The 23,538-nt window shown below is 56.6% G+C and carries 24 protein-coding genes and 1 tRNA gene; 15 read left to right on the forward strand and 10 right to left on the reverse strand.

All coding sequences use genetic code 11. The features are described 5' to 3' along the window. Nucleotides 1–111 precede the first annotated feature (111 nt). Both ACOBR2_RS00920 and ACOBR2_RS00925 read left to right on the forward strand, forming a co-directional pair. Nucleotides 112–1,347 (forward strand): multiheme c-type cytochrome, encoded by a 1,236-nt coding sequence (locus ACOBR2_RS00920; RefSeq protein ID WP_420238204.1) that lies wholly within the window; start codon nucleotides 112–114, stop codon nucleotides 1,345–1,347. Beyond that, nucleotides 1,334–2,266 carry a hypothetical protein gene (locus ACOBR2_RS00925; RefSeq protein ID WP_420238205.1) on the forward strand — a complete coding sequence of 311 codons (933 nt, stop codon included), beginning with the start codon at nucleotides 1,334–1,336 and terminating at the stop codon, nucleotides 2,264–2,266. The genes ACOBR2_RS00920 and ACOBR2_RS00925 overlap by 14 nt, the downstream gene beginning before the upstream one ends. Before the next feature lie 252 nt (nucleotides 2,267–2,518). Here ACOBR2_RS00925 and ACOBR2_RS00930 read toward each other — a convergent pair whose 3' ends face one another. The 3 genes from ACOBR2_RS00930 to ACOBR2_RS00940 all read right to left on the reverse strand — a co-directional run bounded on the left by ACOBR2_RS00930 (nucleotide 2,519) and on the right by ACOBR2_RS00940 (nucleotide 5,355). After that, a complete protein-coding gene (locus ACOBR2_RS00930; protein ID WP_420238206.1) occupies nucleotides 2,519–3,847 on the reverse strand; it encodes a hypothetical protein in 1,329 nt (442 codons plus the stop codon). A gap of 3 nt (nucleotides 3,848–3,850) precedes the next feature. Next, on the reverse strand, nucleotides 3,851–4,582 hold the full coding sequence (locus ACOBR2_RS00935) for a DUF542 domain-containing protein (RefSeq protein ID WP_420238207.1): 732 nt from the start codon (nucleotides 4,580–4,582) through the stop codon (nucleotides 3,851–3,853). A gap of 68 nt (nucleotides 4,583–4,650) precedes the next feature. Then, nucleotides 4,651–5,355: a Crp/Fnr family transcriptional regulator gene (locus tag ACOBR2_RS00940; protein ID WP_420238208.1), complete on the reverse strand. Its 705-nt coding sequence runs from the start codon at nucleotides 5,353–5,355 to the stop codon at nucleotides 4,651–4,653. 66 nt (nucleotides 5,356–5,421) lie between these two features. On the opposite strand from ACOBR2_RS00940, the gene ACOBR2_RS00945 reads away from it, so the two are divergent. Further along, complete coding sequence (locus tag ACOBR2_RS00945) at nucleotides 5,422–6,570, forward strand: TIGR04053 family radical SAM/SPASM domain-containing protein (protein ID WP_420238209.1); 1,149 nt, start codon at nucleotides 5,422–5,424, stop codon at nucleotides 6,568–6,570. Between the two features lie 49 nt (nucleotides 6,571–6,619). Continuing rightward, the gene (locus ACOBR2_RS00950) at nucleotides 6,620–7,150 is read left to right on the forward strand and encodes a hemerythrin domain-containing protein (RefSeq protein WP_420238210.1); all 531 of its coding nucleotides are present in this window, start codon (nucleotides 6,620–6,622) and stop codon (nucleotides 7,148–7,150) included. 36 nt (nucleotides 7,151–7,186) lie between these two features. On the opposite strand, the gene ACOBR2_RS00955 is transcribed toward ACOBR2_RS00950, so the two are convergent. Both ACOBR2_RS00955 and ACOBR2_RS00960 read right to left on the reverse strand, forming a co-directional pair. Further along, a complete protein-coding gene (locus tag ACOBR2_RS00955) occupies nucleotides 7,187–8,275 on the reverse strand; it encodes an IS630 family transposase (protein ID WP_420238211.1) in 1,089 nt (362 codons plus the stop codon). 600 nt (nucleotides 8,276–8,875) lie between these two features. Next, nucleotides 8,876–9,112, reverse strand: coding sequence for a hypothetical protein (locus tag ACOBR2_RS00960; protein WP_420238212.1), 237 nt, complete (start codon nucleotides 9,110–9,112; stop codon nucleotides 8,876–8,878). A 212-nt stretch (nucleotides 9,113–9,324) separates the two neighbouring features. On the opposite strand from ACOBR2_RS00960, the gene ACOBR2_RS00965 reads away from it, so the two are divergent. The 6 genes from ACOBR2_RS00965 (at nucleotide 9,325) to ACOBR2_RS00990 (ending at nucleotide 14,046) form a co-directional block, all read left to right on the forward strand. Beyond that, a complete protein-coding gene (locus tag ACOBR2_RS00965) occupies nucleotides 9,325–10,284 on the forward strand; it encodes an IS5 family transposase (RefSeq protein ID WP_420238031.1) in 960 nt (319 codons plus the stop codon). A gap of 158 nt (nucleotides 10,285–10,442) precedes the next feature. Then, on the forward strand, nucleotides 10,443–10,688 hold the full coding sequence (locus tag ACOBR2_RS00970; RefSeq protein ID WP_420238213.1) for a hypothetical protein: 246 nt from the start codon (nucleotides 10,443–10,445) through the stop codon (nucleotides 10,686–10,688). A 494-nt stretch (nucleotides 10,689–11,182) separates the two neighbouring features. Continuing rightward, entirely contained in the window at nucleotides 11,183–11,635 is a 453-nt protein-coding gene (locus ACOBR2_RS00975; protein ID WP_420238214.1) for a MarR family winged helix-turn-helix transcriptional regulator, read from the forward strand. Between the two features lie 52 nt (nucleotides 11,636–11,687). Continuing rightward, on the forward strand, nucleotides 11,688–12,251 hold the full coding sequence (locus tag ACOBR2_RS00980) for a cysteine hydrolase family protein (RefSeq protein ID WP_420238215.1): 564 nt from the start codon (nucleotides 11,688–11,690) through the stop codon (nucleotides 12,249–12,251). A gap of 2 nt (nucleotides 12,252–12,253) precedes the next feature. After that, entirely contained in the window at nucleotides 12,254–12,595 is a 342-nt protein-coding gene (locus ACOBR2_RS00985) for a hypothetical protein (protein WP_420238216.1), read from the forward strand. Then, entirely contained in the window at nucleotides 12,592–14,046 is a 1,455-nt protein-coding gene (locus tag ACOBR2_RS00990) for a DHA2 family efflux MFS transporter permease subunit (protein ID WP_420238217.1), read from the forward strand. Before ACOBR2_RS00985 ends, ACOBR2_RS00990 begins: the two co-directional genes overlap by 4 nt. A gap of 27 nt (nucleotides 14,047–14,073) precedes the next feature. Here ACOBR2_RS00990 and ACOBR2_RS00995 read toward each other — a convergent pair whose 3' ends face one another. Beyond that, nucleotides 14,074–14,961, reverse strand: coding sequence for an AraC family transcriptional regulator N-terminal domain-containing protein (locus ACOBR2_RS00995; protein WP_420238218.1), 888 nt, complete (start codon nucleotides 14,959–14,961; stop codon nucleotides 14,074–14,076). A 163-nt stretch (nucleotides 14,962–15,124) separates the two neighbouring features. Between ACOBR2_RS00995 and ACOBR2_RS01000 the strand changes: the two genes are divergently transcribed. Continuing rightward, entirely contained in the window at nucleotides 15,125–15,964 is an 840-nt protein-coding gene (locus ACOBR2_RS01000) for an SDR family oxidoreductase (protein ID WP_420238219.1), read from the forward strand. A 382-nt stretch (nucleotides 15,965–16,346) separates the two neighbouring features. On the opposite strand, the gene ACOBR2_RS01005 is transcribed toward ACOBR2_RS01000, so the two are convergent. Together ACOBR2_RS01005 and ACOBR2_RS01010 are read right to left on the reverse strand one after the other, a co-directional pair. Continuing rightward, nucleotides 16,347–17,243, reverse strand: a complete 897-nt coding sequence (locus tag ACOBR2_RS01005) for an SDR family oxidoreductase (RefSeq protein WP_420238220.1) — start codon at nucleotides 17,241–17,243, stop codon at nucleotides 16,347–16,349. Nucleotides 17,244–17,441: 198 nt separating this feature from the next. Beyond that, nucleotides 17,442–18,152, reverse strand: coding sequence for an SDR family NAD(P)-dependent oxidoreductase (locus tag ACOBR2_RS01010; RefSeq protein ID WP_420238221.1), 711 nt, complete (start codon nucleotides 18,150–18,152; stop codon nucleotides 17,442–17,444). 130 nt (nucleotides 18,153–18,282) lie between these two features. On the opposite strand from ACOBR2_RS01010, the gene ACOBR2_RS01015 reads away from it, so the two are divergent. Further along, nucleotides 18,283–19,212 (forward strand): LysR family transcriptional regulator, encoded by a 930-nt coding sequence (locus ACOBR2_RS01015; RefSeq protein WP_420238222.1) that lies wholly within the window; start codon nucleotides 18,283–18,285, stop codon nucleotides 19,210–19,212. A gap of 332 nt (nucleotides 19,213–19,544) precedes the next feature. On the opposite strand, the gene ACOBR2_RS01020 is transcribed toward ACOBR2_RS01015, so the two are convergent. Next, nucleotides 19,545–20,270 carry an SDR family oxidoreductase gene (locus tag ACOBR2_RS01020; RefSeq protein WP_420238223.1) on the reverse strand — a complete coding sequence of 242 codons (726 nt, stop codon included), beginning with the start codon at nucleotides 20,268–20,270 and terminating at the stop codon, nucleotides 19,545–19,547. A 115-nt stretch (nucleotides 20,271–20,385) separates the two neighbouring features. Here ACOBR2_RS01020 and ACOBR2_RS01025 point away from each other — a divergent pair, with 115 nt between their 5' ends. The 3 genes from ACOBR2_RS01025 (at nucleotide 20,386) to ACOBR2_RS01035 (ending at nucleotide 23,161) form a co-directional block, all read left to right on the forward strand. Further along, complete coding sequence (locus tag ACOBR2_RS01025; RefSeq protein WP_420238224.1) at nucleotides 20,386–20,931, forward strand: TetR/AcrR family transcriptional regulator; 546 nt, start codon at nucleotides 20,386–20,388, stop codon at nucleotides 20,929–20,931. A 502-nt stretch (nucleotides 20,932–21,433) separates the two neighbouring features. Continuing rightward, nucleotides 21,434–21,658: a helix-turn-helix domain-containing protein gene (locus ACOBR2_RS01030; RefSeq protein ID WP_420238225.1), complete on the forward strand. Its 225-nt coding sequence runs from the start codon at nucleotides 21,434–21,436 to the stop codon at nucleotides 21,656–21,658. A 207-nt stretch (nucleotides 21,659–21,865) separates the two neighbouring features. Beyond that, on the forward strand, nucleotides 21,866–23,161 hold the full coding sequence (locus ACOBR2_RS01035; protein ID WP_420238226.1) for a tyrosine-type recombinase/integrase: 1,296 nt from the start codon (nucleotides 21,866–21,868) through the stop codon (nucleotides 23,159–23,161). Between the two features lie 61 nt (nucleotides 23,162–23,222). Here ACOBR2_RS01035 and ACOBR2_RS01040 read toward each other — a convergent pair. Then, nucleotides 23,223–23,300, reverse strand: a tRNA-Glu gene (locus ACOBR2_RS01040). Between the last annotated feature and the right edge of the window lie 238 nt (nucleotides 23,301–23,538).

A 23,538-nucleotide genomic window follows, 5' to 3' on the forward strand; every position in this document is an offset into this window, starting at 1 on the left:
AAATTGATGCGTATCAGATCGTCAGGCTGATACAGTTCCACTATTCTGTCTTGTTCGGTTTAGCCGATGCAGAATGGATTTCGCTTCTCCCTCCCCCTGGAGTTCGAGCCTATGTCCTTTCGTTCTGTGTTTTTGGCCGTTGTCGTCGCTTTTGCGCTGATTCTGTCCGCCTTTCTCATCAACCGACAGCGGCCGCGTGTCGAGACCGCGCAACCCACGGCGGATTTCGTGCGCGCCTCGGGCAAGTGCGCTGAGTGTCACGCGCGGCTGCAATACTCCGTGGTCCATGAGTACGAGATGTCCGCGCACGCGAAGAAGGGCGTCAACTGTCTTGACTGCCATCAGCCTGGTCCCGGACAACAGAAGGTCGATCACCACGGCTTTGTCATCAGCACGCATCTGACTGCCGGAAACTGCCGTTCCTGCCACGAAGGCGTCTACCAGGAGTTCTTGCGCAGCCGACACGCCGCTCCGAGCTGGGCAGCGGTTCACGGAGAGAAGGGGCTCAGTCCCGAACAGGTCTCTTACAGCGAACAGTTCCAACCGGGCGGCACCAAGCGTCCGCCCAACCCACTCACCATCCCTGAGGGGCATCCGGCCATCACCTCCGGCTGCGAACAGTGCCACGCGATCGGCAAACCCAACGACGACGGCACCATCGGCAGTTGCACGGAATGCCACTCCCGGCACACGAGTTCGGTCGCACTCGCACGGCTTCCCTCAACTTGCGGGCAATGCCACATGGGCCCGGACCACTCGCAGATCGAGATCTATAACGAGTCCAAGCACGGCATCATGTTTGCTGCACAGCGCAATCTTTTGAACCTTGACGCGAGTCCAAAATCGCTGACCACGCGCGATATGTTCGTCCCGACTTGCGCTACCTGCCACATGTCAGGGATCAATGGTCTCAAGGTGACGCACAATCCATCCGACCGGCTCGGATGGTATCTGGCCGATGCAGTCACCACGCATCGCCCCAACTACCTGCAGGCTCAAATCAACATGAAGCAGGTCTGCACGCAGTGCCACACGCAAGCTCGCATCGACCGCGTTTATGCACAGGGCGAAGAGGTCATCAACAGCACCAACGCCAAGGTCCTCGCTGCCAAGGACATCATGGACGGACTGCACAAGGACGGCACGCTGACCGGTCCACCCTTCACGCACACCATCGACTTCACATACTTCAATCTCTGGCACTACGACGGCCGTACCAGCAAGCATGGCGCATTCATGGGCGGCGCCGACTTCGTCCAATGGCACGGCAATTATGAACTGCTCTCAAAGACCATCGAGCTGCAGCACCAGGCCGACGAACTGCGGAGAGAGCATGCACATAAGTAAACTGCTCTCGCGCGTTCAGAAAATTGTTATTGATCCACGCTTGCACTGGGCGCACGATCCTCAGCTGTGGGTGGAGCTATTTGTCACAGCGAATCTCGCGATTCTCGCCGCAGACATCTACCTCGCGCACTCGGTCAATCACTTTCAAAAGGCGGCGGAATATATCCCACTCTACTTTTCTATCGGAGCACCCTTGGTGCTGGGAACCTTGATTGCGCTCCGGTGGATCTGGGGGCTTCAATCGGCGTGGCGCGACGTCGGCTACTTGGTTGGAGGGCTGGCAGTTCTTGTGGGACTTGGCGGCGTTCTCTATCACCTCGAGAGCCGGTTCTTTCTCGATCGAACCCTCAAGAGCCTCACCTATGCAGCGCCATTTGCAGCGCCGCTTGCATACACGGGACTTGGCTTCTTGCTGCTCATGAACCGCATGGTGGCAGCACGCAGCGCGGAATGGGCTAGATGGGTGATCCTGCTCGCACTCGGCGGCTTCTTCGGGAACTTCGTTCTCTCATTGACCGATCACGCCTCAAACGGCTTCTTCGCTCGCACGGAATGGATCCCCGTCATCTCGTCTGCCTTCGCCACCGGTTTCCTTCTCATCCCTCTTGTCATCGCAGTGACGCGCCGCTTTCTCGACGTTTGCCTGGTGGTCATGCTTGGTCAGGCCTTCGTCGGTGTACTCGGTTTCTGGTTTCACATGCGCGCCAATTTGATTGAGCCGGGAGCGGGGATCTTCGACAAGCTCGTGAACGGTGCTCCACCGATGGCGCCGCTGCTGTTTCCGAATCTTGTGGGGCTGGCGCTCATCGGGCTGTGGGCGCTGATTCCGCATGTGCCGGAGACTGAACCCAAGACTTCCTTGCTGGGAGCAGCATATGCCTGGGCTCATCCGGGAGATGAAGCGGACGCCACCAATTAAATAGTGCCCGGCACTATTGCCAAGGGAGAACCCCCGGCTCTGCCGGGGTGGCAGTAGAACTTTGAGAATTCCGGGAGTATGTTCTCCCCCGAATTGTCAGTGCTGCAGCAGTGAAGACAGCAGCACAAGGTTTTTGCTTTTGTTCTTGCTTTTGCTTCGGACGGCTGCGAAAAGGCCCCTTTGAGGGGCCAGCAACCGTAAAGCCACCGGCTCTGCCGGTGGATACTTACTTGATATGAATCAGCATGAATTCTATGCCGAAACGTTTTCGTTCGCGTTCTTCGCAGCGAATGCGGAGCGACCCAACAGAAGCGTCAGCGCAAGATTCGTTGCGAACAGCAGCACGCCGCCAAGCTCGAACATCCCGGAGATGGGAAGAGTCTTCCAGGCAAAAGCGAAGATGCCCTCGTAAGCCATGGGCTCGGATAAAACGCGCAGCGTGCAGCCAACTTGCAGCAGAAGCAGGCTGAGAAACATGAGGCGTTTGCTGAAGATGCCCTGGACACCTGCAAAGTGCGGCAAGATGCGGGGCCCAATAGCAAACACCATGGTCGCCGCAAAGCCGACGGTCAGCGCATGACGGGATGCGCCCCAGATGCCTCCATGTTGGTCGGCAAAGGCAGCCCACACGCTCATTGTCCCGGCTACGATCAACCATGCGTAGGCGATGCGGATGAAAGACGGAAAGCTGGGGTGAATGCCCTGCACTTTGGCGAGTCCGTGGGGCTGTTCACCGAGGTGCAGCGCGAACCCAATCACGATTGCACTTGAGGCGAGAAGGATCGTTGCTGGCTTGCTCCACCCACAAACGCCGCAGAGCACGCCTATTAGATCTAGAGCCAAGGCTACTCGAAAGGCGCGAACGCTGGGTTTGGCAATCGCCAGAAACGCGGGCAGCCAGCGCGCCGAGAAACCCCAGACGACGGGGACAAGAAATCCCCAGCCAAGCAGCACGAGGTACTTCTGGTCGAGTGCATGCGGAAAAGACCGCAGACCCCCATGGATCGCGAGTTGCAGGCACTCAATGAAGTTGAAGATTACCGCCGCTGCGAGTCCCGAGGTTCCCAGCAGCACTGAAACCATCCAAAGTTCCATCGGCGATTTCTTCTCTTTACCCGCGGCAGACTCAGGCAACTTGTGGTGAGATGCGGCTGAGATAAACAACAGCACTGCGATCAGTTCAAATCCAGCCGAGACCGGCAAGAGAGTGCGCCAATGCCAGCCGTAGATGTTGGCAGACCAGCGCATTGCGACGCCCGATGTCCACAGCGCGAAGCACAATAGCGGCAGTCTCATCGCAGACCGACCCCGCGCCGGTTGCGAGTAGAAACCGATCCCCAGGATGAAGCTGCCGATCCAGCCGAACATCTGCGCGTGACCATGGCCTTCCAGCCACGCGGCTGGCAAAGCCCCAAGGCCGTGGTTGGTACTGATCGCCATCAGGTTCGAGAAGCCGAGCAATGTTCCCGGCAGAGCCATAAAGAACAGGCCGCTCAGAATCCAGGCACGGAGCATGAGACTCTTCTGGTGTTCGCACGCAATGAGTTCATTGTGAGATTCAATCTGAAGAATCGTGGACATGGATCACCCTCGGCTGTTCAACTCGGCTTCCAGCTTCATTGCATGCGGAAAGAGTACATCGTTTTCCAAATGCACATGCTGCTTGAGGTCGGCTTCAAATTCGCTCAGGCCCGCAAAGAACGCGATGTGCGTGGCGCACGCCCACTCCGGTGTTACAAAGCCCTCGGTAAGAGAATGAAGTTCAGCCATGATTCGATTGGCCAACTCATGCTCCTGCTCCATCATGAAAATGGGATGCGATACCGAGCGAAAGCATGCGTGGGCCGGCGGATAGGCGACAATCGCCTCCTGATCCATCTGAGCGATGAACGGGAACAAGACGTTCTCTTCTTTCTGGATGTGGGCGAACATATCGGTACGCAACTCGTCGATCAACTGCGCGACCTTCTTCAGTTCGGGAGCCCGATCACCGCGCTTGTCTGCCAGTCTCTGCGCCATCTCGGCGAGTCGTGGCAGTTCCTGGCGAACGCACTGATGATGGACACGAACGATATGCTGGATCAGTCGCTCCATCGAAAGCGTCTCGGGATTTGCGAATGAGTTGCCATGCTCCTGCGCATCCGCATTTGCCAGCTTTTCGAGCACCTGGTCGACGGAGAGCTGCAACTCCGCACACGCTTTGTCGAGAGACTTCTCCGCCTGCGTGCACAGATCAATTTCAAAGCGCTCAAAGACTCTGGCGGCCGATGGCTGGGTTTGGACGATTTCGCGGATGGACTGTGTTGAGGTGGACATGATGCACTCTCCACCTGCAACTGTAGAGAGCGTCTTATCCATCAGCAGTAACTTATGTCACTCGCAGGTCACGATGTTGCTTCGAGCAGTGCGCTCAGGCCCTTCATATCCTTGACCACAATCTGCCGTGCATCCACATCCAACAGACCTTCAGCCTGAAGTCGCATGAGGTTTCTGGAGATCAACTCCCGAACGGTACCGAGCTGATTGGCTAATTCCTGGTGGGTCGCAGGCAGCTGAAACTCGATGCCGCGCGCAGTCTTCGTGCCTTCGCTCTGCGCAAGCTTCACCAACGCAGCAATCAAACGCTGTCGGATCGTGGTGAAAGACAACTCCTCGATGATTCCCACCAGCCGCCGCAGCCGGGCGCCCACAACCTGGAGCACCTTGAGCGCGACCTCGGGATGTTCCATACAATAAGCCTGAAAATCGCGCCGCGAAATGTACGCAATCTCTGTGTCTTCAATAGCGACCGCGGAAGCCGGGAATGGCCCTCCATCGAAAACGGGCACTTCGGCGACGGATTCTCCCGGCGTGTTCACTGCCAGAACCTGCTCCCGGCCGTTCACGGAAGTCTTGAAGATACGGACCTTGCCCCGTGCAATGATGTGCAAGCCATGGCAGGGTTCTCCTTCAGAAAAGAGCAGTTCCCCTGTGCTGAAGAGCTTGCGCACGGTGCGAGAGGCGAGCGTCTGCAACTCGGGCTGCGAAAGGCCCGAGAGCAACGCGGTTTTCCCGAGGACTCCGACCAGGTCGATGCGTTCAGCGGTCACTCGGAGATTGTAGCAGCGCGACTAAAGTCACTGCATCGGGTGCTTCTATTGCGGTTCCATAGGTGCATGAACCCGCAGATCAACACGACCGATTTTGATGAGCGCCCATTCATTGCCATCTGGGAAGTAACGCAGGCCTGTGACCTCGCGTGCGTGCATTGCCGCGCCTCCGCGCAACCGGATCGCGACCCGCTGGAACTCAGCACGGATGAGGGCACGCAACTTATCGATCAAATTGCCGCGATGAAGGTTCCGGTCTTTGTGCTCACGGGGGGCGATCCCATCAAGCGGCCGGATTTGTTTGAGTTGATCGCCCACTCGCGCTCGGTCGGGGTGCGCGTATCTCTAACGCCCAGTGCCACGCCCCTGCTGACAAGAGATATTGTTGTCCGGCTCAAGGAGGCGGGACTGGCGCGACTTGCCGTCAGCATGGATGGTGCGAGCGCCGCGACGCACGATGCGTTCCGGGGGCTGAGCGGCTCCTTTGCGCGGACACTCAACGCCGTGCGTTGGGCTAACGAGGTTGGGCTTCCGGTTCAGATCAACACGACCTTCAGCCGCAGAAACATTGCGGAGATCGATGCCATCGTCGCCCTCATGAAGAGCCTTAGCATCACCCTTTGGAGCGTCTTCTTCCTGGTCCCGACCGGGCGCGGCAAACTGAACGATCTGCTCAATGCGGACGAGTTTGAAGCGCTCTTTGGGAAGATCTACAGCCTGTCAAAAACGGCGGGGTTCGACATCAAGACTACCGAAGCGCAACATTACCGACGCTTCCTTCTACAGCAGCGAGTCGCCGAACGCCGAGATGGAACAGCTGTCGTCGAGGCGCAGGAGAAAGCGGCCGATGCGATCGGTCGCGCACCACGTGGTCTCAATGACGGTAAAGGCTTCGTCTTTATCTCTCATAGAGGAGAGGTCTTTCCCAGCGGCTTTATGCCCCTCTCCGCCGGCAGTATCCGCCAGCAGGATCTCGATCTCATCTATCGCGAATCACCTTTGTTTCAGGATCTGCGGAACACGTCGAAGCTCGAAGGCAAATGCGGCGCCTGTGAGTTCAAAGCGATCTGCGGCGGGTCGCGGTCTCGTGCCTACGCACTGACAGGAAACCCGTTTGCTGAAGAACCATGCTGTTCCTACGTCCCCAAGGGCTATATCCAACCTGCTCAGCGGGTAAAGAAAGCGACAACGCTGCACGTGCTTCAAGGCGCATGAAATCTGAATATCGGCGACAATCGAATCAAGCGAGTGAAGGAGAAATGACTTGGCCGTACAAATTGGTGCAAAACCGGACAGTGGGTTCGACGATCCAATCGGCATGCTCAAGGACTGCCATAGGAGGATTGAGAGCTTTCTTGGCATTCTCTGCGCGGTGGCTGGCCGTGCTCAGGGCCGAGGCCTCACCAGCGAAGAGCGCGATGCAGTGAAAGCTGCGTTGCAATACTTCCGTACGGGCGGACAACGCCACACGGCGGATGAAGAAGAATCGCTATTTCCGCGCCTACGTAAATCCGACGCTGGCTCCCTTGCCGAGATTGACAGACTGGAGAGCGACCATCGCGAGGCAAACGACCTGCACAGATCGGTTGAGCGGTTGTACTCGACTTGGATTGCCGCTGGCGAATTAACACCAACAGATGCGCTTCAATTGCAGTCTGAGACCGAGCGGCTAAAGCAGCTTTACTCTGACCATATCCACGTTGAAGAGACCATCGTCTTTGCGCGTGCGTCACAGGTACTGGACAGTGATGCTATCGCGGCGATCGGGACAGAGTTTCGATTCAGGCGCAAATAATCTCTCCCGTTCCCATGGCAAGCTGTTTCGTTCACGCTAGTGTCCTGAGTCATTAATTCGCTTACAATATCGAGCGACTGAATCGAGGATCTGGTCGGCGGTTTTGTGCCAGATGAAGGGTTTTGGGGCGCGGTTGTGGTCTTCAATAAAGTCGTTGATGGCCGCTTTCAGTTCTTTGGTTGAGCGATGAACGCCGCGTCGAAGTTGACGTTCGGTGAGCAGGGCGAACCAGCGTTCCACCAGGTTCAGCCATGAAGCAGAGGTGGGCGTGAAGTGGACATGGAAGCGGGGGCGTTTGGCCAGCCAGTCCTGAATCAGCTTTGTCTTGTGCGTTCCGTAGTTGTCCATGATGAGGTGAATGTCCAGTTCTTCGGGCACGTTCTTCTCGATGGTGTCGAGGAAGTTGCGAAACTCCACGCTACGATGGCGTTGCTGGTTCTGGCCGATGATATTACCGGTCCTGGTGTCCAGCGCGGCAAATAAACTCGTGGTTCCGTGCCGCGCATAGTCGTGTGTGCGGCGTTCAATCTGCCCCGGACGCATGAGCAACAGGGGCGCGGTTCTATCCAGAGCTTGTATCTGGCTCTTTTCATCCACGCATAAGAGCAGCGCGCGCTCCGGAGGGTTCATGTAAAGTCCCACGATGTCGCGAACCTTGTCGATAAACAACGGATCTTTGGATAACTTGAACGTCTCGGAGCGATGCGGGGCGAGCGAAAAAGCGCGCCAGATGCGGCTGATGGCGGTTTGGTTGATGCCCGAGGCTTCTGCCATGGTACGCGTTGACCAATGGGTGGCGGCGGGCGGCTTGCTCTCCAGCGTACGCACGATCACCTGTTCGATCTGTGCGTCGCTCAGCTTGCGTGGCTGGCCGGGACGCGGCTCGTCAAGCAAACCGTCCAATCCCTGTTCATCAAACCTGCGCCACCATTTACTGACCGTTTGAATACACGCATGCGTTTCTGAAGCGATGGCCGTAGCGGTCAGTCCCTCGGAGGCACGCAATACAATCCGCGCACGCATCGAAAGAGCCTGAGCGGTCTTCCTTCTCCGCATCCAGCCCTGCAACGTCGAGCGCTGCTCTTCGCTCAGTTTCAACTCCGGCAATCGGCGTCCTCTTCTCATGACCTCGCTCCTGTCATGTTAGACGCCGCTCGCTGTTATATGTTTAATTAATTAATGACTCATGACACTAGAGCGAAACCAGAGTTCTTGTGGCCTGATTAGCTCTTGTTCAGGGTCGCCGCTCCCTGTTGGTCGCGTCGACTTGAGTGTCGTGCCTTCGGGATACATCGACTAAGGTTTCGCTATAGGCGAGAGAGGCGCAAGGAAGGAATATGCGATCTGCCCTTGCGCCATTTAATTCTGGATTTGTCCCCGCAAACGCCCTTCCGGCCGCGAATCGATAGCCGTCGGCAGTAGGTAGAAACCGGGACACTGGGCGACCTACCGTTACCATTTCTCTTGCATAGCCGTCCTCGAGTTTTCAGGGACAGCTTGCTCGATCGGTGCGCGGCTCAGCCGCAGAATAAAGCCTTCTGATCGTACGAAAATGACCCAGATCTCAACGGTTCAAAAGTGGAGCAATCCAGGCATGGCTTCCAACCGGGTGTCTCTCCGCACTCTCTGAACACCGACCCGTCCAACGGGTTACGATGCAAACAGGAGCCGTCCATGCTCAACGAAACCGCCCCCCTCAAGCTCATCCTCACCGGAGCCACCGGCTTAGTCGGCGAAGGTGTGCTTTTGGAAGCAATCGAACACCCTGCCGTTGGTCAGATTCTTATGGTCAGCCGCAGGCCCTCCACCTTGGTCCACCCGAGGCTTAAAGAACTTCTTGTCCCCGACTTCATGCACATCGAGAACGTCACTGCCCAGCTTACCGGCTACGATGCCTGCCTCTACTGCGCGGGCATCAGCTCCGCTGGCATGAACGAGGCTGACTACACTCATATCACTCACGACATCACCATGCACTTCGCCGAGGCGCTCGTCGCCCTCAATCCTCAAATGATCTTTATTTACGTTTCCGGTTACCTGGCCGATAGCACCGAAAAGGGTCGTGTTATGTGGGCTCGTGTTAAAGGCCGCACCGAAAACGACCTAGGGAGACTCTGCACAAGTCCCAATACTGCATTCTGCTTGGATAAAATGATAAGTAGAGGGCAAGGGCGATGCGGCAACGAACACTGGCGTCACAAGCGAGTTTTGAGCAGTATGGTCGCAAGGGCAAGCGGGAGCTTTTTCTGGATCAGATGGAGCAAGTGGTGCCGTGGGCGGAGTTATTGGCGCTGGTTGAGCCTCATTATCCCAAGGCTGGCAACGGCCGCCAACCAGCAGGCTTGTCGATCATGCTCCGCACGTACTTCTTGCAGCAGTGGTTTGGTTTTTCAGACCCCGGAATGGAAGAAGCTTTCTATGATTCGCCCGCGTTGCGGCGCTTCGCCGGAGTTGATCTGGGCCGTGCCTCCGCGCCCGATGAAAGCACCATTCTGCGCTTCCGCCACCTGCTCGAAGAACATGAGTTATGCGGCCAGATACTCGATACGGTGAACCACTTTCTAGCCAGCCGGGGCATTCGCATCGGCACGGGAACCATCGTGGATGCAACGATTATCAACGCTCCGAGTTCGACGAAGAACTCGACCGGCAAGCGCGATCCTCAGATGCACCAGACCAGGAAGGGACAGCAATGGTACTTCGGCGCGAAAGCGCACCTTGGCGTTGATAGCAAGTCGGGCATTGTGCACTCAGTCGGCACCTCTGCGGCCAGCGTGGCGGACAAACATATGCTGCCTGACTTACTGCACGGCGCAGAGAAGAAAGTCTGGGGAGACGCAGACTATCAAGGACAAACCGAGGCAATTCATGCGGCCGCGCCCGGGGCGCAAGATATGACCAGCCGCCGCACCAAGTTCAAAAATTATGTAGACGAAGAAGCCAAGCGCAAAAATACGACCAAGGCCAGAGTTAGATCGAAGGTGGAGTGGTGCTTCCGCATTCTGAAGCGCGTTTTTGGATTTACCAAGGTGCGCTATCGTGGCTTAAGGAAGAACCACGAGTGGCTTTGCGCGGCCTTTGCCCTGGTTAACCTTTACCAAAATCGCAAACGGCTGGTCGCGCTGGGGGCGTAGTGTCTCTGGATGCCGGAAAACGGCCTCCAGAGACAAAAAACAACCACGTAGAGCCCGCGCCTGGATGCAACTGAACCCGCAATTCTGGCTATAACTGCTTCCGAACCCATTGCATTGTAATTACACCGCAAAATCGTGGGTTGTGCAGAGGCTCCTTAATGCGCTTGCCTTTTCAGCACGTCTACAGCTTCCGCCCCGGCTTCATGAAGCCTTTTCCGATGCAGCGCAACGTGAAGGGCTATTACAAGCTCATCACCTTGCTCTACCCCGTTCTCGACAAGCTATTTCCCAACTACGTCAGCACCATGCAGGAACTTGGCCTCGCAATGATCAAGTGCATTCTGCGTGGCTACCCGAAGCAGATTCTGGAAGTCAAAGATATTAACCAGCTAGCAAACTCCTGACTACCCTCCTGACTACCCTATTGACACTTCCCCTTTTCTGGCGCGAGGCAAGATACTCGAGTGTTGGTTGGTGTTCGCGTTGCCGTTTTCATGAGCATCTCAGCGCTTCTAGTAAATGATTTCACACCTCATAGCAAACGTCTGAAAGTTACGCCAGCTTTTCAAAGAGTTGTTTCGCCGCTTGCTCACTGACAGCCTCTTTAGCTGGCTTCGCCTCTTTGACAGGACCTATGAAGCCAAATTTTGACTGGAGCCACTGTATCCAGCCGGTTTACCGCTCACGCGCACGCTCCGTGGAGCGCACAGCGCGAGGCGGTGTGTGACGAATCCGGGCGACGCGCATGACCTTCCGCAGCGCCCCGTTGCCGATCGCCAGCGAACCGGCGAGCGGACCCCGGATGATCGCCGCCACGAGCAGGTCCGACCACAATCACACAGTTGAAATTCAACAGGTAAACTTTACAGAAAACTGTCGATTAGATTACTCTCTTGGTATGGCCAGAACGACACTGAGCAAGGACGCGGCATTTGCATCCACGCTGGCAGCAGAGTTGCGTACTACATTCGGAAATCTCAAGCGGAAGCTTCGACAGCAGGGGGAACAGAACGATTTCACCTCTTCTCAGATCGCAGTGATTCTGCGATTGGAAAAGGACGGTCCGGCGACGGTGTCGAGCCTTGCCAGGGCAGAGGGGATGCGTCCTCAGTCGATGAGCGCGGTTATCTTTCCGTTGGAAGAAACGGGGTTTGTGGCGGGAGCCGCCGACCCGAACGACGGGCGAAAAACGCTCATTTCCCTGACAAAAGCTTGCAAGAAGTGGATCGAGGACGGACGTGCCGCTCGTCAAGACTGGCTGACGCAAGCCATCCAGAAGAAACTCTCTCCACAAGAACAGAAGCAGGTGTCTTCAGCCATACACCTGCTTGCACGACTCACTGAAGACTGAACTGACTGCCGCGAACCGGGTTTATCTGGCACGGCTTTCAAAGGAGGATCTCTTGCCACTCACCATCCTTGACCCTCAAACTGCGCTGATCGTAGTGGATCTTCAGAGGGGCCTTCGGGACACACCGTCTCTCCATCCCATTGCCGGTGTCATAGACCACTCCTGTCAGCTTATTGAGGCTTTTCGCAAGCAGAAGCTGCCCGTGATTCTGGCTAATGTTGCGGGGGCCGCTCCGGGAAGGACAGAGGAGCCTCGACGGCACCGGGAGTTTCCCGCCAACTTCAGCGAACTGATTCCCGAACTGCATCCGCAACCCGACGACATCCTCATCACCAAACGCACCTGGGGCGCTTTTGCGAACACCGATCTGGAAGCTCAACTGAAAGCAAGGGGTGTGACGCAGGTTGTTCTCACGGGCGTAGCCACTGGTACGGGTGTGGAAGCGACGGCTCGCCAGGCGTACGAAGCGGGGTTCAATGTGACGCTCGCCACCGACGCCGTGACGGATGTGCGGGCTGAAGCGCACGAATACAGTCTCAAGCATGTCTTTCCTCGCCTGGGCGAGACCGGTTCTACGCAGGACGTGCTTGATTTACTCGCTAAAGGGAGCGCCTAACAATGAACTGGCTACATCTGGTGTCCTACTTCTTTGGAGGCATGTTCCTGGCCAACGCCATTCCGCACTTCGTCAGCGGCATTATGGGAGAACCATTTCAATCTCCGTTCGCAAAACCTTCCGGCAAAGGGCTTTCCTCGTCTACGGTGAACGTTCTGTGGGGCTTCCTCAACGCCGTCGTCGGCTACCTTCTAGTGGTGTGCGTTGGCAACTTCGATCTCAGATCGATAAGTGACGTTCTTGCTCTTGCGGTCGGCGCACTCCTCATCAGCTTGTTCTCGGCGCGTCACTTCGGTCAGTTCCACGGCGGCAATTCTCCCGGAGATGTTCGAGGGGCGCGGTGACAGACATTGCGTCAGGTCCGTCCAGCGCGAGTGATCGGCTCGATCCGGTTATTTGGAAGATCTCATCCGTCGTCGTGCTCGGCTCCTTTCTTGCTCAACTCGATGCGACGGTCGTGAATGTGTCCCTCTCGACCCTCGCCGTGGAACTGCACAGCAGCCTTGCGGCAATTCAGTGGGTGACGAGCGGTTATCTTTTGGCGCTGACGCTGATGCTTCCGTTGAATGGCTGGCTGGTGGACCGCATCGGGGCCAAGGCCGTTTATTTGTGGTGTTTCTCGGCATTTACGCTTTCATCGGCCCTGTGCGCATTTTCCTGGTCGGCTAACTCGCTTATCGGGTTCCGTGTGCTGCAAGGGATGAGCGGAGGATTGCTGGCTCCGATGGCGCAGATGATGATGGCGCGCCATGCGGGAAAGCACATGGTGCGCGTGATGGGCTATGCCGCTGTGCCGGTTCTCTTCGCGCCGATCCTCGGTCCGGTGATCGCCGGAGCGATTCTGCAATATGCTTCCTGGCGCTGGCTCTTTCTGGTCAATCTTCCGGTCGGAGTACTGGCAGTCGTGCTGGCTGTTTTCATCCTGCCCAAAGATCGTGCAGATCTGAGGCCACGCGACCTCGACATGGTCGGTCTAGCCCTGTTGTCTCCCGGTCTTGTGCTCTTCCTCTACGGGGCGGATCATCTGGGCGATCGTGCAGGTCTTGGGACTCTCATTGTCTCTATTGTTCTACTGGCAACATTTTTCTCGACCTCTGCAAAAAAAGGAGACAGAGCCCTGATCGACCTTCGCTTATTCAAGGGCAAAGTCTTCTCGGCCTCCGTTGTCACGCAGTTCATGGCAAATGGCATTGCGTTTGCCGGCCAGATGCTCATCCCAATCTATTTGATCCGCGCCTGCGGACTGTCTCCGAGCGCCACCGGCTGGCTACTGGCGCCTCTCGGCTTCGGAATGATGTGCTGCTATCCGCTGTTGGGAACCTTGACGAAGCGCTTCGGCATTCGCAGAGTGTCGGCCGGTGGCGCGCTTCTGGCATTTGCCGGGACGCTACCATTTCTCTATCTGGCAAGCCACGGACTGGTTCTCGGTATACTCGCGTCCGCTCTCTTCATCCGAGGCATGGGCTTGAGTGCAGTCGGAATGCCGTCGATAGCATCCGCATACGCTTCGGTCAAGCGAGAGGAATTGCCCATGGCGACCACAGCTCTCAATATCATTCAGCGCCTTGGTGGGCCAACTCTGACAACTCTGTGCGCGACGTTTCTGGGATGGAGATTGGCGGCAGTCCATGTTCATGAAACGGCGCTTGGTCCGTTTACCGCGGCCTTTCTTCTTCTTTGCGTTTTACACGCCCTCTTGTTTGCGGCTGCGATGAGACTTCCTCTATCGCTTCCCAAGGCGGCTGAGCCGCGAGTGAACGAAGTCGCCGATGTTTTGGAAAACATTTCGGAGTGATACAGAGAGCCGTCGATGGGAAAACAACTATAGGCTAGTTTGCCCCAGCGATCTCACCTGGTTCATATGCTGCCGTGGCGGAGTTCCAAACATCCTGTGATACTCGCGGCTGAACTGGGAGGGCGAACCGTAACCCACCTCATAACCAGCCGATGCCGCATCTGTGCTCTTTGAAACCATGATGTTTTGTGCTTCTTGCAGGCGAACTTGCTTTTGGTATTGGAGCGGGCTCATCGCGGTCACAGCTTTGAATTGCCGGTGAAGCGATGCGGGGCTCATACTCGCCAAGCGAGCAAGAGCTGCGATGTGCAGCGGCTTGGCATAGTTCTTTCGAATCCATCCGATGACCCGTAACACCTGTAGGAGTCGGCTCTCCTGCAATGCGATCTGACGCAGCATGGTGGCCTGTTCTCCAGTGAGGAGACGATAGTAAATCTCGCGTACGACGAGAGGTGCAAGTGGGACGATATCTGCAGGTGAATCGAGCAGGCGAACGAGTCTTACAAACGCCTCCAGCAACTCGGGAGAACCAGGGCTTACGGCGATTCCGCGACTCAGGCCCGTCTCCTTTCGGCTTTTCGGCAACTCCAGCAAAATTGTTGCCAGCAGCTTTGGGTCGAGTTCTAGGCCCAAGGCCAGATAGGGACGCTTCGGTGTGGCACTTTTGACCCAACCGGAAACCGGCAGATCGACTGAAGTGACCAGATAATTCCCGACGTCATAGTTGAGCGTGGCATTCCCTACGGTTACCTGCTTGTTGCCCTGTGCAATGATGCAGACCATGGGCGGGTAGACTGCGGCGACCATGCAAGTTGAAACGGCATCAGCGCGCATCAGGGTCAGGCCTGGAATTTGTGCCGATATGAGCGGCCCAGTGGCATGGCGCTGGAGCAATCCCTGTAGTTCTCCCAACATGTTCACCCGTAACTCTCCATTTCTGGTCTGCCGTACGCCCTATAAACGCCAAAGTCTGCACGTCCTGATTGAGAGGATCGTGCAAGGATTGTGGAGCTTCAGTCTACCGTGCCTATGGACTTTAGGCCTACCTTGAGTCCAGCACCTTGGGAGGGTGTGACCTTTGGCACAACGAACATGGTTCATCACAGGAGTTAACAGCGGCTTTGGCCTGGTCACGACCGAGCTACTTTTGAAGCGCGGCGATCGAGTCGCGGGTACAGCCCGCAAACTCCACCAACTTGACGGTCTCAAGGCACAGTATGGGGAACAGCTCTGGCTGGCATCGCTCGACGTAGAAGACACCCAGGCCATCCGCAACGTGGTCGATGCCGCATTCGAGCATTTCGGCCACATCGATGTGATCATGAACAATGCCGGTTACGCCCTAATCGGAGCCGCCGAGGAGCTAACGGATGAGCAAATCATCCACCAACTCAATACCAACCTGATGGGCTCCATCCAGGTGGTTCGCGCTGCATTGCCTCATCTGCGCACCCAGGGTGGCGGACGCATTCTTCAGGTGTCCAGTGTGGGAGCACAAATCGGCGTTCCGGGTATGTCGATTTATCACGCAAGCAAGTGGGGCATCGAAGGATTCTTCGAGGCAACGACACAAGAAATTGCTCCGTTCAACATTCAAACTACCATGATTGAACCGGGTGGTGGACGCACAGCGATTTTCAATGCGGGGCGCTTAGTGCACGGCTCAGCGCTGTCTGCTTATGCCGGGACTCCCGCCAGACAGACCGGAGAATTTCTTGAAAGTGGCACCTATGTTCCTCCGGGAGATCCGGTCAAAATGATGCAGGCCGTGATCGACAGCGTGGATTTAGCCGAGGCACCCAAACGTCTCGTACTGGGCAGCGATGCTTATTCCGCGATCCATGAGGCGCTCACAAAGCGCTTGACAGCCCTCGAAGCTCAAAAGCAAATTGCTCTTTCCACGGACGCAGATGCGTGACACAGGTCGGAATCCGAGGGATTTCGGAATGCTTCAGAAAGAGCCCCCAGACCCACAAGGGAGTTGCCCTGAGCAGACTCCCTTGCAAATATCCTGAAGGTCGGTAACGGTAAACGATAGATCCCTATCGAAACTGCCCCGACTAAAAATCCGGGGACAAATTAGCACTGTCGCGTCGGGGCAGTCCCAATAGGAATCTATCGTTTTTCAGGATCGATTCTGGAGGGTTCCCGAAACACGCGGGCCGTTCCCCTCTCGTTTACGGCGTTCAGCCCACCCTTCGCTAGGAAAAAGCGAAGGATGGGGCACCCGGCATATCCTCGATGAGTGCCTCGATTATGCACTCATCGAGATCCGCCACGCCCAATGAGCTTTGCTGGGCCTAAGCCACACTGTAGTCCATGTTGCGCAGGTCGGTCAGCAGGTCCGGCCCGGTGAAGTTCCAGCCCAGTTGTTGGCGCGTCAGCGCGCTAGATGCCGCAAGATCGATCTGGACGAGGGGCGCCAACGGGCCGAAGTACCCCGTTGCCTGCTCCGGTGAGAGCGACACGACCGGCATCTTCAATCCCGCACCGATTACTTCGCATATCTCGCGCAGGGCAACGCCCTCCTCAGCGACCGCATGGTAGCGCGCGCCTGCTTGGCCCTTCTCGAGCGCCAACCGAAAAAGCCGGACGGCGTCGGAGACATGCACGGCCGGCAAGCGGTTCTTGCCCTCGCCGACATACGCCACTCTGCCCTTTTGCCGCGCCAACAGGATATGCTGTGCGATCCGGCCCTGATGGCGCGTGTCATGCACCTGCGCAAGCCGCACCACGATAACGTGCCCACCCTTGGCGAAGAGGGCGTCACCCGCCTCCTCGGTAGCTGCGCGTGCGAACTCGGCCGAGGTCGCGTGATCATCGGTCTCTACCACCGCGCCGCCGGTCTTTGATTGGGCGAGGCCTGTACCGGAGGCGATGACGAGCGGCCGGTCTGAACCGGCCAGCACCTCGCCGAGCGTCTCAATGACCTTGCGGTCTTCCTCGCTGTGCTGCTTCAATTTGGAGAAGTCGTGGTTAAAGGCCGCGTGAATGACGCCGTCGGCCGTGTCCGCAGCGGTGCGCAGGCGGTCCAGGTCGTTCACGTCTCCGCGAAAGACCTCCGCCTCGGCACGGGTAAGCGCCTTTGCGCCCGCGTCGGAACGGCTAAGTCCTAGCACGTGATGGCCTGCGCTTATGAGTTCCGGAACGAGATAGGAACCGATAAAGCCGGTGGCGCCCGTAACAAATACTCGCATTGTTTTAACCTTTGCTCTGTGAACTCGCGGCGCACTGCACCCTGCTCACTCTTATATCAGTCAATTGGAGCCGTTACGAACCGCTCGGAACCAATCTAGAAGCTTCTGGCCTGACGACTCTCCCGCATAGTACCGCTCTGTTGTAGATGGGGCCTCGAAGTGTGTGGCACTCACGCACACAGCAAGCTACTGTGGGTGCTACCAAGGCACAGTGCGGCCTAGATAATCCAGGTACTCAAGACCGGCATTGCCTTGTTTTTTGAGCAGAACGTTCACCAGGTTTGGAACGCTTTCTTCAATGCTCAGGTGTGCATCCGGTCCACCCATATCCGTACGGACCCAGCCTGGAGCCATCAAGACCATCGCACGCTGCGTATCGGAGTTGCGGGCGGTATAGCTGCGCATGAACTGGTTCAAGGCTGCCTTGCTACCTCGATAAACCTCGCGCATGCCGGTGACGTTGTTTGCAACGCTCCCTTGCCCAGAGGACATCACACCGATCAGGCCGTTTGCGGAGACGAGATCTTGCAGCGATTCGACGACCCGCATGGGACTGAGCGAATTGGTGACCATCATGCGAATGAACTCATCTGTTGTGACATCGGCGATGCTGTCAGAAATTCCTATGCCCGCGTTCACAAAAAGTATGTCGAAGATGCGTCCTGACAAGCGCTGCCGTAGTGCGTCAACCTGGGATTGTTCGCAGATGTCCACGGTCTCAATTTCAAGCCGTCCTTGAAATTGATCAACGAGGTCGTGCAGCTCCGTTCGGCCAGATCCCGCTCGAACGGTGCCAACCACGTTCCATCCCTTCTCCAAGAATTCTTCTGCCATGGCAAGGCCAAGCCCGCGCGATGCAGCAATGAGAAGGATGGCGCCGGCCGATTGTTCCGAGGAGTTGAAGGTCATGTCGTTTCCCCTTTATCTTCGCTACCTTCGATTATGGGCAAGTCTGTAGGGAAGCGCCAGACGCATAAAGTACAAACAATAGTTGCAGTAGACGCTATGCCATGAAACGTAAAGGCGATATTCTCGATCCATGAAGGATGTGGACCTCAATCTCCTCCCAGCACTTGACGCACTGCTTAGGGAAGGCAGCGTAACGCGAGCGGCGCGTCGCCTTGGTCTGAGTTTCTCGGCAATGAGTCGTACGCTTTCTCGGCTGAGAGAAACGACTGGCGATCCGTTGCTCGTGCGGGCCGGGCGCAGACTTGTACCAACACCGCACGCCATCGCGCTGCGAGACCGTGTTCACCTGCTGACAGATCAGGTTCATGCTGTTCTTCAGCCGGCGACAACCGATCTGGATACCTCCTCGCTCGATCTGACATTCACGATTCGTGCAGGAGGAGGATTCGTCGAAATGCTCTCGACTGCTGTGGTCGAGGCCATTGCCCACGCCGCACCGCGCGTTCGCCTTCGCTTCACGCCCAGACTGGATGGAGACCCAATGCCGCTCAGGGAAGGACCCGTTGACCTGGAGATCAGCAAGCGCGGCACAACAGCGCCGGAAATGCGAAGACAGTTTCTCATGCGTGATAGATACATGGGCGTTGCCCGCAAAGGGCATCCGCTCGTCACAGGCGGCAAAGTAACCCCCAAACGCTATGCCGCCTGCAGGCATGTTGCGTCCTCGCATCTCGGAGATTTCTCCGAGGCAGTGGACGACGCTTTAGAGGAGCTTGGACTCAGTCGAGCGGTTCAAGTCGTGGTGCCCGGATATCCAGATGCCATGCAGGTGGCAGCAAACTCGGACCTGATAGCGTTAGTGCCGCGGTCAAGCCTGGGCAATGCGTTCATGAAAGATCGAGCTGCGTCCTTGGGCCTTTGTAGCTTCGATATCCCGGTCCGCATGCCTGAGATTCTGATTTCTGCGTTGTGGCACCCCCGAGTGGACGCCGACCCTGCACAGCGCTGGCTGAGGCAAGTGGTGATCTCGGTGTGCAAGAGCGCCTACCCGGAGACGTAAACAGGTCTCGGGCTGATCCGGGATCTCCAATAGGGGGCAGTGATCATGGCTAAGCTGCTCGCTTGAGCATCAATAGCGTGATTCGTCGTTTGCCTGCCGGTCTGTTTCTGCTTGGTCTTCGATTGTTGGCTCCAGGGCATAGCGCTCATCCTGCTTGAGTTGCGCGCCGAAGACCAAGTTGGCATCCGTAAACGCCCATCCGGGCGGAATATGCTGCCGACAAGGGCAACCAGAATCCCGGACACTTGGCGACTCTACAGGACCAAAGAAAGGCGGCGCATATCTTCTAACTTATGGCCGCCTTCTCTTTGGATTTTTTCGATACGCGATATCTACCAGGAGTAGACACCGTCTTTATGGATGAAGCTACCGGATGGACCATCGTCCGGCAGTTGGGCTAAGCGAACTATTGCGGTGGCTCCCTCTTCTACCGTCTGGTGTCCGGTATGGTTGTTCAAGTCGGTCGAGGTAAACCCGGGGCAGGCAGAGTTGACCTTGATAGTGGTCTCGCGCAGATCGTATGCCAAGTCGACAGTGAACATATTGAGCGCTGCCTTCGAGGCGTTGTAGGCAAGAACCTTGGCGTCGTAGTACGGAGTATTCGGATCGCTGTTGATTGCGATGGAACCCAGTCCGCTCGACACATTCACAATGCGCGCACTTGCCGCGGCGCGCAGCAGAGGCAACAGCGGCTGTGTGAACGCCACTGTGCCGAAGAAGTTCGTTTCAAAAGTGCTTCGCAGCGTTTCGATGCTGACATCGCTTGCGTGCCCATCGCCCTTTTCGAAGACTCCGGCGTTATTCACCAGCACATCCAAATGACCGAACTCTGCGCCGATTTGCTTGGCAAGCTCTGTCGCACTTCCGCCTGCGTTGTTGAGGTCCGCTGCAACGAAGCGCACATCGAGGCCCTCTTCTCGCAGCTTGCTCGCAGCCTCTTCTCCTCGCGAAGCGTCGCGCGCTCCTAGTAGCACCGTAAAGCCGGCATGTCCCAATTGACGTGCTACCTCAAGGCCGATGCCCTTGTTGGCTCCTGTGATCAGAACTACCTTTGCCATGAATTTCTCCTGCATGGTTAATTTGGAAGCGATCCTGAAGGTGTACACCGTTCACCATGGTTATGTACAACCTACATCCTGGACTGACTGTGCGTCAAGATGTACAGTGTGATTGATGGCGTATCCAGCAAAGACAGACCGAAAGAGCATTCTGGCCGCGGCGTTGGAACTGGTCGAAAGCGAGGGTCTTGAGAACCTTGCCATTCGATCCGTGGCTGGAAAGCTGGAACTGGCGCCGAATGCTCTCTACCGATACTTTGAGAATCTCTCCGCTCTAGAGTTTGCCGTAGCTGAAGAGGTCCGCTTCCAGATGCTTGAAGTCATACAGAAGGTGATCGGCCGAAAAGGCCCAACGGAGTCGATTCGCGCCACCTCTGAGGCGTACCTACACTTCGCCCACGAACGGCCTCGCGCTTTTGCGCTGTACTTAAAGAATTCGGATTCGCAAACTCCACAGTGCGCAAGGAACACCGAATTTTTCGTAAAACAGGTAGCGCGCGTCTACGGAGAAGACCGAGCGCAGATGGCGGCACATGCGCTTTGGGCTCAGATCCATGGTCTGGCCGTTTTGGTCGGCGCCGGCGTTCTCCCTTGGGAAGAGGCGCACGTGCGTCTTAAGTTCGGTCTCAAGATCTGGATCGACGGTGCGGCGGCTTCGTAAGAGGATTTGTACTGGGAAGCGCCGACTCCAACTGTGCTCCTTACCCGAAATATTGCCCAACTTCGCCGCAATGGTTACCGCTGAAATCTGCGCGATACTCGCAATGCCTGTAAGTCCTTGCCCATTTCCTGTGTGCCACAGAAACGTGCTCAGTCGATGCCGCGCACGCTGTTAATCCGGCTCGGCTACCTCGCGCGCCCGCCCCGGATTTAGGAGCATCTGTGCCACTGTCAGATCTCCGGATCGATGGCTGCGCGCCAGATTCAAGGCATCCCGCCGATTTCTTTTGAACCGTCGTCAGTTTTGACCGGAGCCAGTGTCAGCGCAATAACCTCAACTATTACTGTTGGTTGCAGCAAAAATAGAGAGCAACCCGATAACTCCCATTTATCATCCGATAAATACGAAGTATTGGACACATACGGACCTCTGCGCCACTCTAGGCGCTAGCCTGCATTTTCTCGATGCCGCGTGAATTCTTTGCCGTCTTTCGAGGTGACTCATGGCCGTATCCTCTGATGCTTCCTCCTCCCACCTGGAGCCATTCGTGAACGCCAGGGAGGCCAGCAAGTTCGTCCAATTGCACCCTGTCACGGTGCAGAGACTCGCGCGCGAAGGATTGCTCCCTGGCCACCCGGTGAGCAACGGTTCGCGCCGGCACTGGAGATTCCGTCTTTCTGAACTCGGTCGATGGCTGCAAGAGCGAGAGAGCGGCAACAATCGATGATTTCTTCCGAAAGCGCCCATTTCAGTTTGGCGACTACGCATGGCTTCACCTTCTGAACAGTGGTGTTTGAGAAGGCTTAACCTGAGCCGTTGCAACAGGTGCCGAGTGGTCGAAATCGGGGACAGGAATTGCTTTTTCGGTGATGCTGCACGGGAGTTATAGTGTCATTACCGATGCATTCTGCGCCCTCAGCGGAAGGAGGACTTTATGAGGAATGCGCGGAAGCAAAATGGCACGCTTTACCTGGACAAGAACGGCAGCCGATCTCCGGTTTGGATGTTTAGCTGGCAGCATATTCTTCCCAACGGTCAGCGCGCCAGAAAGAAGAGACAAGTTGGCTCCCTTGACCAGTACAAGACGGAGGCAGCCGCGGAAAGAGCGGTGCGAAGCTGGCGACTGGCCATCAACTCAAATCAGGTACACGCATTCAGTGGAATCACGGTGAACGATGTGATCGAACACTTCCGGCTGAAGGAACTTATCGACAAAGGCGAGAACGGTCGTGCGTGGGCGACACGCGACCGGTATGAGAGCTATCTCAACCGGTGGATCGCGCCTCGTTGGGGCAGGGAGGAACTTGATTCCATCAAGACTCCAATTGTCGAAGAGTGGCTGGAGGATTTGAAGTTCGATCCGAACTGGCGGCTGAAGAAACAATCTCGCTCTTCCCAGGGGATAGCTGCGAAGCGCTCCAGAAAGAGGGACGGGATGCAAGTGCTGTCTCCTGCCAGTAAGACCAGGATTCGCGATCTGATGAGTGTGCTTTTCAACCATGCGATCCGGTGGGGCTTCACTGATCGAAACCCGATCTCAGGACCGGTAAAGGGTTCGGGCGTCCGCCAGGGCTCCAAACGGCAGCGCATCCCGGACATTCTTGATGTCTCCGAGATGCAGGCGATCATCGACGAACTTCAGTTGCGGGAGCGCGTATTGCTGTTTTTGGATATGGTGACCGGACTGCGGCGCGGCGAATTGGCAGGTCTACAGTGGAGCGATATTGATTTTGGCGAAATGCAAATCAATGTCACTCGGTCGGTAGTGGATCAGGTTGTGGGCCACTGCAAGACCGAAAGCTCGCAGAAACCTGTGCCTATGGACGAGTACACGGCGCAGGACCTGCAAGAGTGGTATCGCCTGACCCCCTATCGCGAACCGAGCGATTGGGTCTTCGCCTCCGACAGCAGCCGGGCTGGAAAGAAACGCGGGAAGCAGCCGCTTTGGTTGTCGACCATCATGCGTTATCACATCCAGCCGGTGATCAAGCGACTCGGCATCGACAAGCGGGTTTCCTGGCACACCTTCCGGCGCACCTACACGACGCTTTTGCAGGCGAACCGGGAAGATGTCAAGGTAGTGCAGGAGTTGCTGCGGCACAGCTCGGTGAAGGTGACCATGGACATTTACGCGCAGGCGCAAATGCCCGCCAAGCGTGCGGCACAGCATAAGGTGGTGGAGATGATTCGACCGGAAATGCCCCAAATGATGTGCAAAATAGGGGCTTAAATGCTCCGCGAAATGCTCCGCGACGAAAACGGGTAATTTTAGCTAAGTAGTTGAATCTATTTGGCGTCCCCGACGGGATTTGAACCCGTGTTATCGCCGTGAAAGGGCGGTGTCCTAGGCCGGGCTAGACGACGGGGACGCTTCTGTGGACGATTTTGGCGACCCTGGCAGGCCACATACGTCCATTCAAAGAGTATCAAGGGTTCACTCTTCTGTCAAAGTCTGGCGTCCGAAGCGCGGCATTTTAGGCGATCTTCTCATGCGTTTTGTCATGGCGGTTTGCCCGGCAGGTGGAATTTTTCGCTTGTGCGGGAGTCGCGGGATGCTGAGCAGCGATGGAATGGAAGATTTGTCGTATGTTTGTGTACAGGGACTGG

Origin of the sequence: Telmatobacter bradus (genome assembly GCF_048629425.1) — a bacterium.
Classification (GTDB): domain Bacteria; phylum Acidobacteriota; class Terriglobia; order Terriglobales; family Acidobacteriaceae; genus Telmatobacter; species Telmatobacter bradus.

Coding starts and splice junctions, on each gene's coding strand:
- ACOBR2_RS00920 (WP_420238204.1), top strand. CDS start 112: ATGTCCTTTCGTTCTGTGTTTTTGGCCGTTGTCGTCGCTTTTGCGCTG.
- ACOBR2_RS00925 (WP_420238205.1), top strand. CDS start 1,334: ATGCACATAAGTAAACTGCTCTCGCGCGTTCAGAAAATTGTTATTGAT.
- ACOBR2_RS00930 (WP_420238206.1), bottom strand. CDS start 3,847: ATGTCCACGATTCTTCAGATTGAATCTCACAATGAACTCATTGCGTGC.
- ACOBR2_RS00935 (WP_420238207.1), bottom strand. CDS start 4,582: ATGTCCACCTCAACACAGTCCATCCGCGAAATCGTCCAAACCCAGCCA.
- ACOBR2_RS00945 (WP_420238209.1), top strand. CDS start 5,422: ATGAACCCGCAGATCAACACGACCGATTTTGATGAGCGCCCATTCATT.
- ACOBR2_RS00955 (WP_420238211.1), bottom strand. CDS start 8,275: ATGAGAAGAGGACGCCGATTGCCGGAGTTGAAACTGAGCGAAGAGCAG.
- ACOBR2_RS00965 (WP_420238031.1), top strand. CDS start 9,325: ATGCGGCAACGAACACTGGCGTCACAAGCGAGTTTTGAGCAGTATGGT.
- ACOBR2_RS00970 (WP_420238213.1), top strand. CDS start 10,443: ATGCGCTTGCCTTTTCAGCACGTCTACAGCTTCCGCCCCGGCTTCATG.
- ACOBR2_RS00975 (WP_420238214.1), top strand. CDS start 11,183: ATGGCCAGAACGACACTGAGCAAGGACGCGGCATTTGCATCCACGCTG.
- ACOBR2_RS00985 (WP_420238216.1), top strand. CDS start 12,254: ATGAACTGGCTACATCTGGTGTCCTACTTCTTTGGAGGCATGTTCCTG.
- ACOBR2_RS00995 (WP_420238218.1), bottom strand. CDS start 14,961: ATGTTGGGAGAACTACAGGGATTGCTCCAGCGCCATGCCACTGGGCCG.
- ACOBR2_RS01005 (WP_420238220.1), bottom strand. CDS start 17,243: ATGCGAGTATTTGTTACGGGCGCCACCGGCTTTATCGGTTCCTATCTC.
- ACOBR2_RS01010 (WP_420238221.1), bottom strand. CDS start 18,152: ATGACCTTCAACTCCTCGGAACAATCGGCCGGCGCCATCCTTCTCATT.
- ACOBR2_RS01015 (WP_420238222.1), top strand. CDS start 18,283: ATGAAGGATGTGGACCTCAATCTCCTCCCAGCACTTGACGCACTGCTT.
- ACOBR2_RS01020 (WP_420238223.1), bottom strand. CDS start 20,270: ATGGCAAAGGTAGTTCTGATCACAGGAGCCAACAAGGGCATCGGCCTT.
- ACOBR2_RS01025 (WP_420238224.1), top strand. CDS start 20,386: ATGGCGTATCCAGCAAAGACAGACCGAAAGAGCATTCTGGCCGCGGCG.
- ACOBR2_RS01030 (WP_420238225.1), top strand. CDS start 21,434: ATGGCCGTATCCTCTGATGCTTCCTCCTCCCACCTGGAGCCATTCGTG.
- ACOBR2_RS01035 (WP_420238226.1), top strand. CDS start 21,866: ATGAGGAATGCGCGGAAGCAAAATGGCACGCTTTACCTGGACAAGAAC.